The 15,518-nt window shown below is 70.5% G+C and carries 13 protein-coding genes; 5 read left to right on the top strand and 8 right to left on the bottom strand.

Annotation, left to right across the window (positions count from 1 at the left end):
- Nucleotides 1–14: 14 nt before the first annotated feature.
- The gene (locus AB0946_RS04575; protein WP_366759166.1) at nt 15–695 is read right to left on the bottom strand and encodes a TetR/AcrR family transcriptional regulator; all 681 of its coding nucleotides are present in this window, start codon (nt 693–695) and stop codon (nt 15–17) included.
- Nucleotides 696–903: 208 nt separating this feature from the next.
- On the opposite strand from AB0946_RS04575, the gene AB0946_RS04570 reads away from it, so the two are divergent.
- The 4 genes from AB0946_RS04570 to AB0946_RS04555 all read left to right on the top strand — a co-directional run bounded on the left by AB0946_RS04570 (nt 904) and on the right by AB0946_RS04555 (nt 5,348).
- Nucleotides 904–1,875 (top strand): tetratricopeptide repeat protein, encoded by a 972-nt coding sequence (locus AB0946_RS04570; protein WP_366759165.1) that lies wholly within the window; start codon nt 904–906, stop codon nt 1,873–1,875.
- 676 nt (nt 1,876–2,551) lie between these two features.
- On the top strand, nt 2,552–3,139 hold the full coding sequence (locus AB0946_RS04565) for a DUF6230 family protein (protein WP_366759164.1): 588 nt from the start codon (nt 2,552–2,554) through the stop codon (nt 3,137–3,139).
- Nucleotides 3,140–3,256: 117 nt separating this feature from the next.
- A complete protein-coding gene (locus AB0946_RS04560; RefSeq protein ID WP_366759163.1) occupies nt 3,257–3,847 on the top strand; it encodes a DUF6114 domain-containing protein in 591 nt (196 codons plus the stop codon).
- A gap of 94 nt (nt 3,848–3,941) precedes the next feature.
- Nucleotides 3,942–5,348 carry a hypothetical protein gene (locus tag AB0946_RS04555; protein ID WP_366759162.1) on the top strand — a complete coding sequence of 469 codons (1,407 nt, stop codon included), beginning with the start codon at nt 3,942–3,944 and terminating at the stop codon, nt 5,346–5,348.
- Between the two features lie 97 nt (nt 5,349–5,445).
- Here AB0946_RS04555 and pyk read toward each other — a convergent pair whose 3' ends face one another.
- From pyk to pta, 3 genes are all read right to left on the bottom strand, one after another.
- Nucleotides 5,446–6,873, bottom strand: coding sequence for a pyruvate kinase (gene pyk / locus AB0946_RS04550; RefSeq protein WP_366759161.1), 1,428 nt, complete (start codon nt 6,871–6,873; stop codon nt 5,446–5,448).
- An 84-nt stretch (nt 6,874–6,957) separates the two neighbouring features.
- Nucleotides 6,958–8,166 (bottom strand): acetate kinase, encoded by a 1,209-nt coding sequence (locus AB0946_RS04545; protein WP_366759802.1) that lies wholly within the window; start codon nt 8,164–8,166, stop codon nt 6,958–6,960.
- On the bottom strand, nt 8,166–10,268 hold the full coding sequence (gene pta / locus AB0946_RS04540; protein ID WP_366759160.1) for a phosphate acetyltransferase: 2,103 nt from the start codon (nt 10,266–10,268) through the stop codon (nt 8,166–8,168). Before pta ends, AB0946_RS04545 begins: the two co-directional genes overlap by 1 nt.
- A 193-nt stretch (nt 10,269–10,461) precedes the next feature.
- On the opposite strand from pta, the gene AB0946_RS04535 reads away from it, so the two are divergent.
- Nucleotides 10,462–11,487, top strand: a complete 1,026-nt coding sequence (locus tag AB0946_RS04535) for an ATP-dependent 6-phosphofructokinase (protein WP_366759159.1) — start codon at nt 10,462–10,464, stop codon at nt 11,485–11,487.
- Here the strand turns inward: AB0946_RS04535 and AB0946_RS04530 are convergent.
- From AB0946_RS04530 to AB0946_RS04515, 4 genes are all read right to left on the bottom strand, one after another.
- Nucleotides 11,484–12,173, bottom strand: a complete 690-nt coding sequence (locus AB0946_RS04530) for an XRE family transcriptional regulator (protein ID WP_366759158.1) — start codon at nt 12,171–12,173, stop codon at nt 11,484–11,486. The two genes, AB0946_RS04535 and AB0946_RS04530, sit on opposite strands and share 4 nt — an antisense overlap.
- A 116-nt stretch (nt 12,174–12,289) precedes the next feature.
- Nucleotides 12,290–13,117, bottom strand: coding sequence for a carbohydrate ABC transporter permease (locus AB0946_RS04525; protein WP_366759157.1), 828 nt, complete (start codon nt 13,115–13,117; stop codon nt 12,290–12,292).
- A complete protein-coding gene (locus AB0946_RS04520; protein WP_366759156.1) occupies nt 13,117–13,977 on the bottom strand; it encodes a sugar ABC transporter permease in 861 nt (286 codons plus the stop codon). Before AB0946_RS04520 ends, AB0946_RS04525 begins: the two co-directional genes overlap by 1 nt.
- On the bottom strand, nt 13,974–15,359 hold the full coding sequence (locus tag AB0946_RS04515; protein ID WP_366759155.1) for an extracellular solute-binding protein: 1,386 nt from the start codon (nt 15,357–15,359) through the stop codon (nt 13,974–13,976). Before AB0946_RS04515 ends, AB0946_RS04520 begins: the two co-directional genes overlap by 4 nt.
- Nucleotides 15,360–15,518: the final 159 nt, after the last annotated feature.

The following is a 15,518-nucleotide window of genomic DNA, read 5'->3' as shown; positions in this document are numbered from 1 at the left end:
CCGAACGAAAGACCTCAGGCGCCGTCGGGCGTCGTCCCGTGCCCGGCCGGCCGGGAGGTGGCTGCCGCCCCCTGCTCGGCCGGCTGGGACGTGAGGCCCAGCAGCAGCAGCCGGGTGAAGCTGCGGACCCACTCCTCGTCCGCCGGTTTGCCGCTGACCAGGGTGCGGTGGACCACCGCGCCCGCGACCACGTCGAAGATGAGGTCGAGGGTGCGGGCGGACTCGCCGGGGTCCGGTTCCGGGGGGAGTTCGCCGCGGCGCTGGGCCCGGGCGCGGCCCGCCAGGACCAGCCGCATCTGGCGGTCCACGATGGAGGCGCGGATGCGTTCGCGCAGGGCGTCGTCGCGGGTGGCCTCGGCGACCACCGCCATCAGGCCGCTCTTGGCCTCCGGACGGGCCAGGATGGCCGCGAACTGCAGGACGACGCCCTCGATGTCGGCGGCGAGGCTGCCACGGTCGGGGAGTTGCAGCTCGTCGAAGAGCTCCGCCACCGCGTCCACGACCAGCTCGTTCTTGCCCGCCCAGCGGCGGTACAGCGTCGTCTTCGCAACCCCGGCCCGCGTGGCGACGTCCCCCAGGGTGAGCTTCGACCAGCCGAGTTCGACGAGGGCCTCCCGGGTCGCGGCCAGGATCGCGGCGTCCGCGGCGGCGCTGCGCGGGCGGCCGGTACGGCTGGCGGGAGTGCGGCTCGGCATGCCCCGACCATAACCGGCGGGATCTGTGCGGTCGTGAGGGAGATCACCGGGGTGTGGTGTCGCGCGGTGCCCTCATGGCATTACGCTACGGGTCGTAGCGAAAGCTCGTGTGGGACGTACACGGGCGACGACCACCAGGCGTGGGGTGGGGACCCGGCGCCGCACATCGGTTTTTTCATCAGGCGCGGGATCGGGGGAGGATAGACGCATGCAGCCACGGAACATGTCCATGAGCGGTGTCGTCGACCTCGCCGCGGTGAAGGCGGCCCAGGAGGCCAAGGCCAAGGCGGAGCAGGCGCGCGCCGAAGCGGCCCGGCAGGGCGGTACGGGTGCCGTCTCCCCGGCCGATCTCGTCATCGACGTCGATGAGGCGGGCTTCGAGCGTGACGTCCTGCAGCGCTCCGCCGAAGTCCCGGTCGTCATCGACTTCTGGGCCGAGTGGTGTCAGCCCTGCAAGCAGCTGAGCCCGGTCCTGGAGCGGCTGGCCGTCGAGTACAACGGGCGCTTCCTCCTCGCCAAGATCGACGTCGACGCCAACCAGATGCTGATGCAGCAGTTCGGGATCCAGGGCATCCCGGCCGTGTTCGCCGTCGTGGCGGGCCAGGCGCTGCCGCTCTTCCAGGGGGTGGCCGCCGAGCAGCAGATCCGGGAGACCCTCGACCAGCTGGTGGCCGTCGCGGAGCAGCGCTTCGGTCTGACCGGTCTGACCGTCGACCCGGAGGCCGAGCCGGGCGGCGCCCCGCGGGCCGCGGCGGCCGAGGGGCCGTACGACGCCGCGCTGAACGCCGCCGCGCAGGCACTGGACGCCGGCGACCTCGGCGGGGCCGTCCGGGCGTACAAGAACGTGCTGGCCGACGACCCGGCCCACCCGGAGGCCAAACTGGGGTTGGCGCAGGCCGAGTTGCTCCAGCGGGTACAGGGCATGGACCCGCAGAAGGTCCGTCAGGAGGCCGCGGACAAGCCGAAGGACCCGCAGGCGCAGATCGCCGCCGCCGACCTGGACCTGGTGGGCGGGCACGTCGAGGACGCCTTCGGGCGGCTCATCGAGACCGTGCAGCGCACGGCGGGTGACGACCGCGAGGCGGTACGCCTGCGGTTGCTGGAGCTGTTCGAGGTCGTGGGCCAGGAGGACCCGCGCGTGGTGGGCGCCCGCAGGGCCCTCGCGCGCGCCCTGTTCTGACCAGTCGCTAAACGCCACGGCATGTGATGCCGGGGTGAAAGGTTTGCCGACGACGCGTCACGGCGACCGCACTTTGCCAAATCTTGGTAATGGCGGTCGCTGTTACTCCGAGTAAATCGAGGCCGTTGGTCTGTCTGGATTCGTCCAGGGATCAACGGCTTTGCTCTGCCCTTCGGTGACACCCAGCGTCGCGGTCCGAGACCGGTCGGTCGTCCTCCGGTTATCCCGCCGTTACTAGCCAGTAACGAACCCCCTTGTGTCAGGGCCGAGAATGCACCACGATCGGCGACGCTCGGTCCATTCCCGTACCCCGGCAGCCGGTCGGGTCACCGGGAGACTCTGGGTCCCCACCGAGCAGAGCCGGCGGCAGTGGCGCCGGCTCTAGGGCAGGGGGGTCTTCGCCGGCCGGCGAAGCCTGTCCAGCAGGGTTGTGCGTGATGCGTGTCAGGCGCGACCAGTGGTTGTCGCTCGGGGGTGATCGCCGGTGATTCGGGCGCGTTTCGCGCCGCCGAGCGCGGGCGCTCTCCTTCCCGAGGACGTAGCACTTCTCCCATCCCTGCCCGGCTGAGCCGCTCATTCGGGGGCGAGTCCGGGCCAGGAGATGTACGTCCGAGAAGGAGGAAATATGGAGTCCCAGGTGCGTGGCGGGACCAGATGGAAGCGGTTCGCTGTGGTCATGGTGCCCAGCGTGGCCGCCACGGCGTGTATAGGTGTCGCCCTCGCGCAGGGTGCTCTGGCCGCCTCGTTCAGCGTGTCCGGCCAGTCGTTCAAGGTGTCCGCCGACCAGCTCGTCGGCACCGGCTTCTCGCAGTACGGCGCCATCGACAGCGGTTACACGCTGGACGGCAAGAAGACGGCGCACCCGGTGGCCGTCTCGGCGTTCAAGCACGCCGAGATCACCAACCTGTGCCAGTCCGTGGTCACGCCCGACGTGCCGATCTTCGGCAACGTCAGCCTGATCCTGCGGGCCGGCGGCGCGGGTGCCGACAAGGTCCAGGCCGACAACATCTACATCGACGTCGCCGACCTGAACGCCGACGCCACGTTCGAGAACATCGACATCGGTGTGGCCGCCAAGGACGCCTCCAAGGGTCCGGGCATGAAGGGCGGCGCCGAGCAGGCCAACCCGTACGGGTTCGCCCAGCAGGCCGACAAGGCCACGCTGTCCGGCGTGAAGCAGACGGCGTGGGCGACCACCGCCGGAACCTTCAAGCTCAGCGGCCTGAAGATGTCGCTGTCGACGGGTGTCAAGGAGTGCTACTAAGCACTCGCTGACGGGCGGGGGAGCCAGTGGCGCCCCCGCCCGTCCACACTCCGGCCGCGTCGTCACACGCGGCACACATCACCACCACAGCAACGCCGCACCAGGGAGCTGTTTTCCATGAGCGCCGAGAATCCTGCCGCCGTACCCGGCCAGTTCACCCGCCGGAGGCTGCAGTTCCGCGCCTGGCGGGGCACGCGGCCGTTCTGGGCCGGTCTGTTCGTCATGCTCGGCGGCTTTCCGATCATGTACTTCCCGTACGCCCACCTGCAGCTCGGGCACCTGACGCTGGCCATGGCGACCACCGCGGGAGCCGGGTCCCTGATCATCGGTGTGCTGCTCATCGTCCTGGGCATCAGCCTCTGGTTCCAGAAGCACGTACGGACCTTCGCGGGCGTCGCCGCGATCCTGCTGGCGCTGGTGTCCATCCCCGTGTCCAACTTCGGCGGATTCGTCGTGGGCTTCCTGCTCGCCCTGGTCGGCGGAGCGCTGGCCGTGGCATGGGCGCCGGGCACGCCCCCGCAGGAGCAGCCGCCGGCCGAGGCCACCCCGGACGAGGGCGGTACCCCCGACACGGCCCCGCTGCCGCACCAGGGCACGGACCCGGCGGCCGGCGCGGCCCCGGCCGGGCCGTACAAGGCGCCGTGGGAGAACGACCTGTCAGGAACGAGCCCGGCCAACGGGGCGAACGGGAGGCACAGTGCCGGCTGACGAGGTGACCCGCGGGACCGACGTGGACGGGTCCCGCGCGAGAACCGGGCCCCGCCACGCGGCCCCCAGAAAGCCGCTGTTCACCAGGTTCCACATGCCGGCCGGCAAGGCGATAGCCTCGGTGGCCATGCCCACGGCGGTGCTCATGGGCATGGGCTTCACCTCCACGCTCGCCCTCGCCGACAACAACGGCGGCCCGTCCCCGTCGACGTCGGCGAAGAGCCTGACGGCCGACGAGTACAAGGACTGCGTGAAGGCGCTGGACGACGGCTCCAAGGACCCCTCGGCCACGCCGTCGCCGTCGGCGTCCCCGAGCACGACGGCCGCGCCGTCGCCCACGGAGACCACCGGGAGCGGGAAGACGCAGGATCCGGGCGGCACCTCTTCGTCGGATTCAGGTTCCGACGACAAGGGCACGCCCGAGCCGACCGCGACCTCGGGGTCCTCCGACTCCGGCTCGGGCTCCGGCTCATCGGACTCCGGGTCGTCGGACTCCGGTTCCTCGGGTTCCGGTTCCTCGGGTTCCGGTTCCTCGGGTTCCGGGTCGTCGGGTTCGTCGGGCTCGGACTCCGGTTCGGGCTCGGGTTCCGGCGGTGACACGACCACCGGCGGCACGGCCACCCAGACCGGGAGCGGCGGAGGCGTCCTCGACACCATCGGCGACACGCTCGGTGACCTGCTCACCGGCGGCGGCAAGGACTCCGGCACGTCGTCGCAGACGCCGGCCCCGGCACCGTCCGCGTCCCAGTCCGCCCCGCAGACCCCGGACACCCCGTCCACGGACACCCCGTCCGGCGGGGACACGAAGTCGGGCGGGGACACGAAGCCGGGCGGCGGCACGGAGTCCGGCGGCACCACCGGCACCGTCGAGGACACGGTGAAGAAGGCCACGGACACGGCCAAGGACACCGTCGACGGCACCACCGGAACCGTCTCCGGGACGGCCGGGGACGCCGCGAAGACGGCCGGTGACGCGACCGGTTCGGCCACGCCGAGCCCGTCCGCGAGCGAGTCCGCCCCGGCCGACGACTGCCCGGTGGCCACGGACGACGAGGGCGGCGTCGACAACAAGGTGGCGGTGGCGAACGACCCCTGGTACCTGAACGCCAGCTCCCTGCTCCTCAAGGGCGCCGACTACCAGGGCATCGTCGAGGTGAAGACGGCGGGCGGCACCACCAAGAAGGTGCTGAAGTACGTCATCTCCGGCGGTACCGACATCGGTGACCTGCACCAGACGGTGAAGGACGCGCAGGCGAACAAGACGTACCACGTCCAGGCCGCCAAGGGCTCGACGTCCACCATCACCGGCGGCGACACGGTGATGTACACCGAGAGCATCTCGGGCAACCTGTTCGGGCTGATCCCGGTGACCTTCAGCCCCGACAGCCCGCCCCCGCTGAACATCCCGCTGATCTACTTCACCGACGTCAAGGTGACCCAGGCGGCGCAGTTCGGCGGCAACCTGCACGTGCCCGGCATGCACGTGTACACGACCGACTGAGCGGTCGTACGAGCCGGTCCGGGAGCCGCACGACACCGAGGGCGCCCCCCGTCGCGGGGGGCGCCCTCGGTGCCTTGCAAGACCCTTGCGGGACGGGTCACTTGCTCTGGGTGCCCAGGTGGTGGACGCGGAGCATGTTGGTGGTGCCGGGGACCCCGGGGGGCGAGCCGGCGGTGATGATGAGGGTGTCGCCCGTCTCGAACCGGCCGAGCCGCGCGATCTCCTGGTCGACCAGGTCGACCATCTCGTCGGTGGTGTTCACGAACGGCACGACGTGCGACTCCACGCCCCAGCTCAGGGTGAGCTGGTTGCGGGTGCCCTCGTCCGTGGTGAAGGCGATGATCGGCTGGATCGCGCGGTAGCGGGAGAGCCGGCGCGCGGTGTCACCGGACTGCGTGAAGGCCACCAGGCCCTTGCCGCCGAGGAAGTCGGCGATCTCGGCGGCGGCACGGGCCACCGAACCACCCTGCGTACGCGGCTTCTTGCCGGGGACCAGGGGCTGCAGGCCCTTGGAGAGCAGCTCCTGCTCGGCCGCGGTGACGATCTTCGACATGGTCTTGACCGTCTCGACCGGGTACGCGCCCACGCTGGACTCGGCCGACAGCATGACCGCGTCGGCACCGTCCAGGATCGCGTTGGCGACGTCGGAGGCCTCGGCGCGGGTCGGACGGGAGTTGGTGATCATCGACTCCATCATCTGGGTCGCGACGATCACCGGCTTGGCGTTGCGCCGGCACAGCTCGATCAGGCGCTTCTGCACCATGGGGACCTTTTCGAGCGGATACTCGACGGCGAGGTCGCCACGGGCGACCATCACGCCGTCGAACGCCATCACGACGTCCTCCATGTTCTCCACCGCCTGCGGCTTCTCCACCTTGGCGATGACGGGGACGCGGCGCCCCTCCTCGTCCATGACGCGGTGGACGTCGTGGATGTCCTTGGCGTCCCGGACGAAGGACAGCGCGACCAGGTCGCAGCCCATGCGGAGGGCGAAGCGCAGGTCCTCGACGTCCTTCTCGCTCAGCGCGGGCACGTTGACGGCCGCGCCGGGCAGGTTGATGCCCTTGTGGTCGGAGACGACACCGCCCTCGATGACGATCGTCTTCACCCGCGGGCCCTCGACGTCCACGACCTTCAGCTCGACGTTGCCGTCGTTGATGAGGACCTGGTCGCCGCGCGAGACGTCGTTCGGCAGCCCCTTGTACGTCGTACCGCAGATGTGCTTGTCGCCCGGCACGTCCTCGGTCGTGATGACGAACTCGTCACCGCGCTCCAGCTCGACCGGACCCTCGGCGAAGGTCTCCAGGCGGATCTTCGGGCCCTGCAGGTCGGCGAGGACGCCGATGGGGCGGCCGGTCTCCTTGGAGGCGGCCCGGACGCGGTCGTACCGCGCCTGGTGCTCGGCGTGGGTGCCGTGGCTGAAGTTGAACCGGGCCACGTTCATGCCCGCCTCGATCATGGCGACGAGCATCTCGTGGGAGTCGACCGCGGGGCCGAGAGTACAGACGATTTTCGAACGGCGCATGGGGCGATCCTATCGGTTTGTTTCGCTACGGAATATTCCGTCTGGCGGAAGATACAAATGAGTGCCACACCGCTCAGGTGGTATTCAGTTGTTCTTTCCGACCAGTGCGTAGGTCTGTGTCGCGATCTCCAGTTCTTCATCCGTCGGCACCACCGCGACCGCCACCCGGGCGGACTCCGGCGAAATCAGCCGTGGTCCGCCGCCGCGCACGGCGTTGCGCTCCGGGTCGACCGCCAGGCCCATGCCCTCCAGACCCGCGATCGCCGCCTCCCGCACCGGTGCCGCGTTCTCGCCGACCCCGGCGGTGAAGGCCACCGCGTCCACCGTGCCGAGCACGGCGTAATAGGCGCCGATGTACTTCTTGATCCGGTGAATGTAAATGTCGAAGGCGAGCGCGGCCTCTTCGTCGCCCTCGTCGATCCGGCGGCGGATCTCCCGCATGTCGTTGTCCCCGCACAGACCGAACAGACCGCTCCTCTTGTTGAGAAGAGTGTCGATCTCGTCCATGGACATATCCCCAACCCGGGCCAAATGGAAGATGACGGCCGGGTCCAGATCACCGGAGCGCGTACCCATCACGAGGCCCTCCAAGGGGGTCAGTCCCATGGAGGTGTCCACGCACCGGCCCTTCTCGACCGCGGAGGCGGACGCGCCGTTGCCCAGGTGCAGCACGATCACGTTGACCTCGGACGGGTCCTTGCCCAGCAGCCGCGCGGTCCGGCGCGAGACGTACGCGTGCGAGGTGCCGTGGAAGCCGTAGCGGCGGATGCGGTGGCGGTCGGCGATCTTCGGGTCGATCGCGTAGCGCGCCGCCGGCTCCGGCATCGTCGTGTGGAACGCGGTGTCGAAGACGGCGACCTGGGGCAGGTCCGGGCGCAGCGCCCGCGCGGTGCGGATGCCGGTGAGGTTGGCCGGGTTGTGCAGCGGGGCGACCGGGATCAGCCGCTCGATCTCGGTGAGCACCTCGTCGTCGATGACGGTGGGCTCGGTGAAGAACATCCCGCCGTGCACCACCCGGTGGCCGATCGCGGCCAGCTCGGGGGAGTCCAGGCCCAGGCCGTCCCGGGCCAGCTCCTCGGCGACCGCCTTCAGGGCGGCGTCGTGGTCGGCGATCGGCCCGGTCCGCTCGCGGGTGCCGCCGCCGGTGAGGCGGGTGTGCTCGATGCGGGAGGTCCGCTCGCCGATCCGCTCGACCAGGCCCACCGCGAGCCGGCTGCTGTCCCGCATGTCCAGCAGCTGGTACTTCAGCGACGAGGAACCGGAGTTGAGGACGAGGACACGGGTGGGGGAGATCACTGCTGGGACGCCTTCTCGCTGGGGTTCCGGGCGGGGCCCTGGGCCTGGATCGCCGTGATGGCGACGGTGTTCACGATGTCCTGGACGAGCGCGCCCCGGGACAGGTCGTTGACCGGCTTGCGCAGACCCTGGAGCACCGGGCCGACGGCGATCGCGCCGGCCGAGCGCTGCACGGCCTTGTAGGTGTTGTTGCCGGTGTTGAGGTCGGGGAAGATCAGCACGCTGGCCTGCCCGGCGACCTCGGAGCCGGGCAGCTTGGTGGCGGCGACGGACGGCTCGACGGCCGCGTCGTACTGGATCGGGCCCTCGATCTTCAGGTCGGTCCGGCGCGAACGGGCCAGCTCGGTGGCCTCGCGCACCTTGTCGACGTCGGCGCCCGACCCGGACGTGCCCGTGGAGTACGACAGCATCGCGATCCGCGGCTCCACGCCGAACCGCGCGGCCGTCGTCGCCGACTGGACGGCGATGTCCGCGAGCTGTTCGGCGTTCGGGTCCGGGTTGACCGCGCAGTCGCCGTAGACCAGCACCTTGTCGGCCAGGCACATGAAGAACACGGACGAGACGATCGACGCTTCCGGGTCGGTCTTGATGATCTCGAAGGCCGGCCGGATGGTGGCCGCCGTGGAGTGCACCGAGCCCGACACCATCCCGTCGGCCAGACCCTCCTGGACCATCAGGGTGCCGAAGTAGTTGACGTCGGAGACGACGTCGTAGGCCAGCTCGACCGTGACGCCCTTGTGGGCGCGCAGGGCCGCGTACTTCTCGGCGAAGGAGTCGCGCAGCTCGGAGGTGGCCGGGTCGATCAGCTGGGTGTCACCGAGGTCGACGCCGAGGTCGGCGGCCTTCTTGCGGATGTGGTCGACCGGGCCGAGCAGGGTCAGGTCGCACACGCCCCGGCGCAGCAGCACCTCGGCGGCGTGCAGCACCCGTTCCTCGGTGCCCTCCGGCAGTACGACCCGCCGCTTGTCGGAGCGGGCCTGCTCCAGCAGCTTGTGCTCGAACATCATCGGGGTGACCCGGTCGCTGCTCGGCGCCGAGACCCGGCGGGCCAGGTCGGTGGTGTCGGCGTACCGCTCGAACAGGCCGAGGGCGGTCTCCGCCTTGCGCGGGGTGGCCGCGTTCAGCTTGCCCTCCAGGGAGAACAGCCGCTCGGCGGTGGGGAAGCTGTTGCCGGACACCGAGAGCACCGGGGTGCCGGGGGCGAGGCGGGCGGCGAGGGTGAGGATCTCGTCGCTCGGCACCTCGTCCAGGGTGAGCAGCACACCGGCTATCGGCGGGGTGCCGGCGCTGTGCGCGGCGAGCGAGCCGATGACCAGGTCGGCGCGGTCGCCCGGGGTGATGACCAGGCAGCCGGGGGTCAGGGCGCCGAGGAGGTTCGGCAGCATCGCACCGCCGAAGACGAAGCCCAGCGCGTCCCGGGCGAGCCCGGAGTCGTCACCGAGGAGCACCTTCGCGCCGAGGGCCTGGGCGATCTGCGCGACCGTCGGGGCGGACAGGGCGGGCTCGTCGGGGACCACGTACGTCGGCACCGGCAGCCGGTCCGCGAGCCGTTCGGCGATCTCGTCGCGGTCCTCGCGGGCCACCCGGTTGGCGACCATGGCGAGCACGTCGCAGCCGAGGCCGTCGTAGGCGCGGTAGGCGTTGCGGGTCTCGGCCAGCACGGACTCGGCGGACTGCCCGCGGCCCCCGACCACCGGGATGACCGAGGCGCCGAACTCGTTGGCGAGCCGGGCGTTCAGCGACAGCTCGTCCGGCAACTGGGTGTCGGCGTAGTCGGTGCCGAGGACCAGGACCACGTCGTAGTCCCGGGCCACCAGGTGGAAGCGGTCGACCAGGGCGGAGACCAGTTCGTCGGTGCCCTGCTCGGCCTGGAGCGCGGACGCCTGGTGATAGTCCATGCCGTAGACGGTCGGGGGGTCCTGCGCGAGGCGGTACCGGGCCCGCAGCAGCTCGAACAGGCGATCCGGGCCGTCGTGGACGAGCGGCCGGAACACGCCCACCCGGTCGACCTGCCGGGTCAGGAGTTCCATGACCCCCAGCTCCACGACCTGGCGTCCGTCACCGCGGTCGATCCCGGTCACGTACACGCTGCGCGTCACGTGTCCACTCCGTTCCTCGTGTCGCCTTCATCGCCTCTGCGGCATAAAAATCGCTCACCGAGGTGAGCAGAACCCTCTTGACAATACCCCTGTCGACGGATAAGGCGCCCGTCAGGATCTCACCGGCCCGGTGGACGTGAAAGAATCGACACCGGCTCACCGGCACACGACAGCGAGCAGGAGACACAGCACGATGCGCATCGGAGTTCTCACCGCAGGCGGCGACTGCCCCGGCCTGAACGCCGTGATCCGGTCGGTCGTGCACCGGGCGGTGGCGCAGTACGGCGACGAGGTCATCGGCTTCGAGGACGGCTACCGGGGTCTGCTCGACCGTCACTACCGCACCCTCGACCTGGACGCGGTCAGCGGCATCCTGGCCCGCGGCGGCACCATCCTCGGCTCCTCGCGGCTGGAGCGCGACCGGCTGCGCGAGGCGTGCGAGGGCGCAGCCGACATGGTCGAGGAGTTCGGCATCGACGCGTTGATCCCGATCGGCGGCGAGGGCACCCTGACCGCCGCCCGGATGCTCTCCGACGCCGGCCTCCCGGTCGTCGGCGTGCCCAAGACCATCGACAACGACATCTCCTCCACCGACCGCACCTTCGGCTTCGACACGGCCGTCGGCGTGGCGACGGAGGCCATGGACCGCCTCAAGACCACCGCCGAGTCACACCAGCGGGTGATGGTCGTGGAGGTCATGGGCCGGCACGCCGGCTGGATCGCCCTGGAGTCCGGCATGGCCGCCGGCGCCCACGGCATCTGCCTGCCCGAGCGCCCCTTCGACCCCGCCGACCTGGTCAAGATGGTCGAGGAGCGGTTCGCCCGCGGCAAGAAGTTCGCCGTCATCTGCGTCGCCGAGGGCGCCCACCCCGCCGAGGGCACCATGGACTACGGCAAGGGCGAGATCGACCAGTACGGCCACGAGCGCTTCCAGGGCATCGGCACCGCGCTGGCGTACGAGCTGGAGCGCCGCCTGGGCAAGGAGGCCAAGCCGGTCATCCTCGGCCACGTCCAGCGCGGCGGCGTCCCCACCGCGTACGACCGCGTCCTCGCCACCCGCTTCGGCTGGCACGCCGTCGAGGCCGCCCACCGGGGCGAGTTCGGCAAGATGACCGCGCTGCGCGGCACCGACATCGTGATGGTACCGCTGGCGGAGGCCGTCACCGAGCTGAAGACGGTGCCGAAGGACCGGATGGACGAGGCGGAGTCGGTCTTCTAGGCGGTCTGCTTCTCCACCGCCGTCCAGAAGGTGTCCACGATCCGTTCCAGGTACTCCTGGCCGGACGCGCCGGCACCTGTGCCGCCGCCGCCCCAGGTGAGGGTGGCGGCCATGTGCCCCTGGTAGTCCCGGTGCAGTTCCCGGAGCACCGCTTCGAGGACACCGGTGCCGAGGGGGGCCAGTTTCCGCACCGGCCGCACATAGGCCTGCCAGCGGGTGGTCACCGCGCTGCGCAGCAGGCCGGCGAGCGTGGCCTCGCGGCCGGTGACGGCGAGGAAGTCGGGCAGGGCGAGGTCGAGGACCCGGGCGAGCGCGGCCGACTGGCGCCCGTTGCCCCGCCACTGCCCGCTCTCCTCCACGCGCAGGTACGAGCGCACGTCCATGCCCACGGCACGGGCGACGTCCTCGGGTGCGACGGCACGGGCGACGCGATGCTCGGCCAGGGTCCGCGGGCGGCCGAGGAGTTCGCCCGGAGCGCACCACAGCACGCCCGCGAGGGCGGTCAGTTCGGCATGGCCCGGGGTGACGGCACCGCGTTCCCAGGCGCTCACCAGATCGGGTGTGACGTACGGCAGCCCGTACAAGGCCCGCATGCCGTGGGCGACGTGCTCGGGGCCCATGCCGAGCGCGGCGCGCAGCCGGCGGGCCGCCGGGGCGTCGAACGGAGGAGCTGGGGGTTGGCGCACCCGGCACAAGCTAGGGGTGCGCCAACGGGATGGCTACGGTCCGTTCCGCCAGGACCACGGATTGTCGGAACGTACGTCCCGGTCGTTCGGCGGGCAGCGGCGGAACCCCCAACGGTTCACCCCTTGACCGCGCCGCCGAGCGCGAACCCGCCGCCCAGCCGCCGTGCCACCAGGACGTACAGGAGGATCACCGGCGTCGAGTAGATCACCGAGAACGCGGCGAGCTGGCCGTACGCCACCATGCCCCGGTTGCCGAAGAAGTCGTTGATGCTCACGGAGGCCGGCATCTGATCCGGGGTGAGCAGCAGCATGAACGGGACGAAGAAGTTCCCCCACATCATCACGAACGAGAACACGGTCACGACGGCGACCCCCGGCCCCATCAGCGGCAGCACGATCCGGACGAGGGACTGCGCCGCCGAGGCCCCGTCCGTCCAGGCCGCCTCCTCCAGCTCCGTCGGCACGCCGTCCATGAAGTTCTTCATCAGCCAGATGGCGAAGGGCAGTTGGGAGGCGGCGAAGAAGAGGACCGTGCCCTGGAGGGTGTCGATGAGGTTCACCCGCACGAACAGGGCGTACACCGGCACCATGATCGCCGTGATCGGCAGGCTCGTCGCGAACAGGATCGTCAGCAGGAACGGCCGGTTCAGCCGGGACCGGAACCGGGACAGCGGATACGCGGCGAGGGCGGCGCAGCCGACGGTCAGCGCCGTGGCGCCCCCGCACAGGATCAGGCTGTTGAGCAGCGGGGTGTAGGTGATGTCCGGGGTCAGGACGGCGTCGAAGTTGGCCAGGGTGAGGCCGTCGGGGACCTTGACCCGCAGACCGGCGTGCGGGTCCACGGCGGACAGCAGCACCCAGGCGAGGGGCAGCGCGAAGGCGGCGGCCACCGCCAGCAGCGAGACGTCGGCGGCGATCCGCCGCGAGGCACGGTTACGGGCCATCAGACCTCCGTCCGCAGCAGCCGCAGATAGACGACGGAGAACAGGGAACCGACGACCAGCAGGAGCAGGGCGACCGCCGTGCCGTAGCCGATCATGCTGTTCTGGAAGGCCTGTTCGTACATGAACAGCGGCAGCGTCTGGCTGCGGTCGCCGGGCCCGCCCCGGGTCATCACCCAGATCAGCCCGAAGACGGAGAGCGTCTGGAGGGTGTTGAGCATGAGGTTGGTGCCGATGGAGCGCCGGATCATCGGCAGCGTGATGTGCCACAGCCGCCGCCAGCCGCCGGCCCCGTCCACCTCTGCGGCCTCCGTGATCTCGGCGGGGATCTCGTCCAGGGCGGCGGAGTACACGAGCATCGAGAACGCCGTCCCGCGCCAGACGTTGGCGAAGGACACCGCGAGGATGGGCAGCGTGAACAGCCAGTTCTGGCGGGGCAGGTGCAGCCAGTCCAGGATCGCGTTCAAGGTGCCCTCGCGCCGGAAGAACGCGTAGAGCAGGAACCCGGCGACGACCTCCGGCAGCACCCACGCGGTGACCACGACCGCGCCGGTGAGGGTGCGGACGGGCTTCGACGCGCGTTTCATCAGCGCGGCCAGGGCCAGCCCGAGCGTGTTCTGCCCGACGAGCGAGGACAGCACCGTGAACACCAGCGTGAGCCGGACGGCGTTCAGGAACGCGTCGTCCCGGAACGCCCGGCGGAAGTTGGCGAAGCCCACGAAGGAGGAGTGGGCCTGGCCGGTCAGCTGGAGGTCGGTGAAGGCGATCCAGACGCAGTAGGCGATCGGCCCGGCGAGGAACAGCAGCAGGATCAGGGCGGGGGCGACCGGGAGGACCCGGACGGCCGGGTTCCGGCGCCTCACCTCCGGACCACTTGGCCGCCGGTGACGTCCTCGACCGTGGCGTCGTACGCGCTCGCCGCCTTCTCCACGGACAGGTCACCGGTCGTGACCGCCTCCATGGCCTCCTGCACGGCGGTCGAGACCTTCGGGTACGCCGGGTACGCGGGCCGGTAGTGCGTGCTCGCGACGAGATCGGTGAAGAACCTGATGCCGGGCTGGGCGCCGGCGTACTTCGGATCGGCGGCGACGTCCTTGCGTACGGCGATACCGGAGTTGGCGATGTACCACTTCCGGGCGTTGTCCTTCGTCTGCATCGTCCGGACGAAGTCGAAGGCGAGGCCGGGATGGGCCGCCTTGGCCGGGATGGACCAGGTCCAGCCGCCGGACATGCTCACCTTGCCGGGCGCCTGCCCGGCTTGCGTCGGCATGGCGGCGAGCCCCAGCCGCTTCGACCAGTCCGGCCACTCGTGCCCGCTGCCCGGCAGCCAGGCCTGCGGCAGCCAGGAACCGTCGAGGGCGATGCCGAGTCTGCCCTGGGGGAGGAGTTCGCCGTTGACGGTGGTGTTGAAGTTCGGGTCGAGGGCGTCGGAGACGTCGGGGCCGAGCTTGTCCTTGTAGACCGTCTCCACGAAGCGGAGGGAGTCCTTGAAGGCCCGCGACCCCGTGATCCACTTCTTGCTGCCGCTGTCGTACAGCGGGTCCTTGGTGCCGTCGCCGGTGCCGTACAGGAGCATCTCGAAGCCCTGCATGGTGGCCCGTTCACCGGCCGGCTTGCCGGTGTAGACGTTGAGCGGGATCACGCCGGGGACCTTCCGCTTGATGGTCCGGGCGGCGGTGAGGACGTCGTCCCAGGTCTTCGGCTGCCAGTCCAGCGGCAGCCCGGCCTTGCCGAACACCCGCTTGTCGAACCAGAGCCCGCGGGTGTCGGTCCCGTCCGGGACGCCGTACGTCTTCCCGTCCTGCCCCTTGGCCGCCGCCTTCGCGGTGTCGATGAACTGTCCCCAGTCCGGCCACTTGGCGAGGTAGGAGTCGAGTGGCTTCAGGTACCCGCTGGTGATGTCGGAGTTGATGAGGAAGGTGTCCTCGTAGACCAGGTCCGGAGCGGTCCGCGGCGAGCGCAGCATCTGCTGGAGTTTGGTGTAGTACTCCGAGTCCGGGGCCTTGATCGGCACGAACTCGACCTTCTTGCCGGGGTACTCGTGCTCGAACTGCTTCCTGATCCCGGCGAGGTAGGTGTCCATCACCTTGACCGAGTTGTCGGTGGACTGCTTGTACGACACCTTGAGCGTGTCCGGGCTGCTGCCGGAGCCGCTGCCGCAGGCGGTGAGGGCGGTGGCGGCGAGAGCGGCGGTGAGGAGGAGGGGGAGGCGGCGGGAGCGGGCGGCGGTGGGACGCACGGGCATGACCTCCTGAGCACACGTGGGGGTGGCGCGGAGATTGCTGCCGTGTGAAGGTAAGAGGAGTGGTCTAGTCAGGTCAATGTGTCTGCGCGGGATTGATCCGCGGCGGGTCACGGGGCAGACCCTCGGCGACCCGACGCCCACCCCGGGCCGACGCCCCCG

The organism is Streptomyces sp. NPDC046870, assembly GCF_040704595.1.
Lineage (GTDB): Bacteria > Actinomycetota > Actinomycetes > Streptomycetales > Streptomycetaceae > Streptomyces > Streptomyces argyrophylli.
The sequence above is the reverse complement of the archived record's forward strand: the minus strand, read 5'-3'. Positions and strand labels throughout refer to the sequence as shown.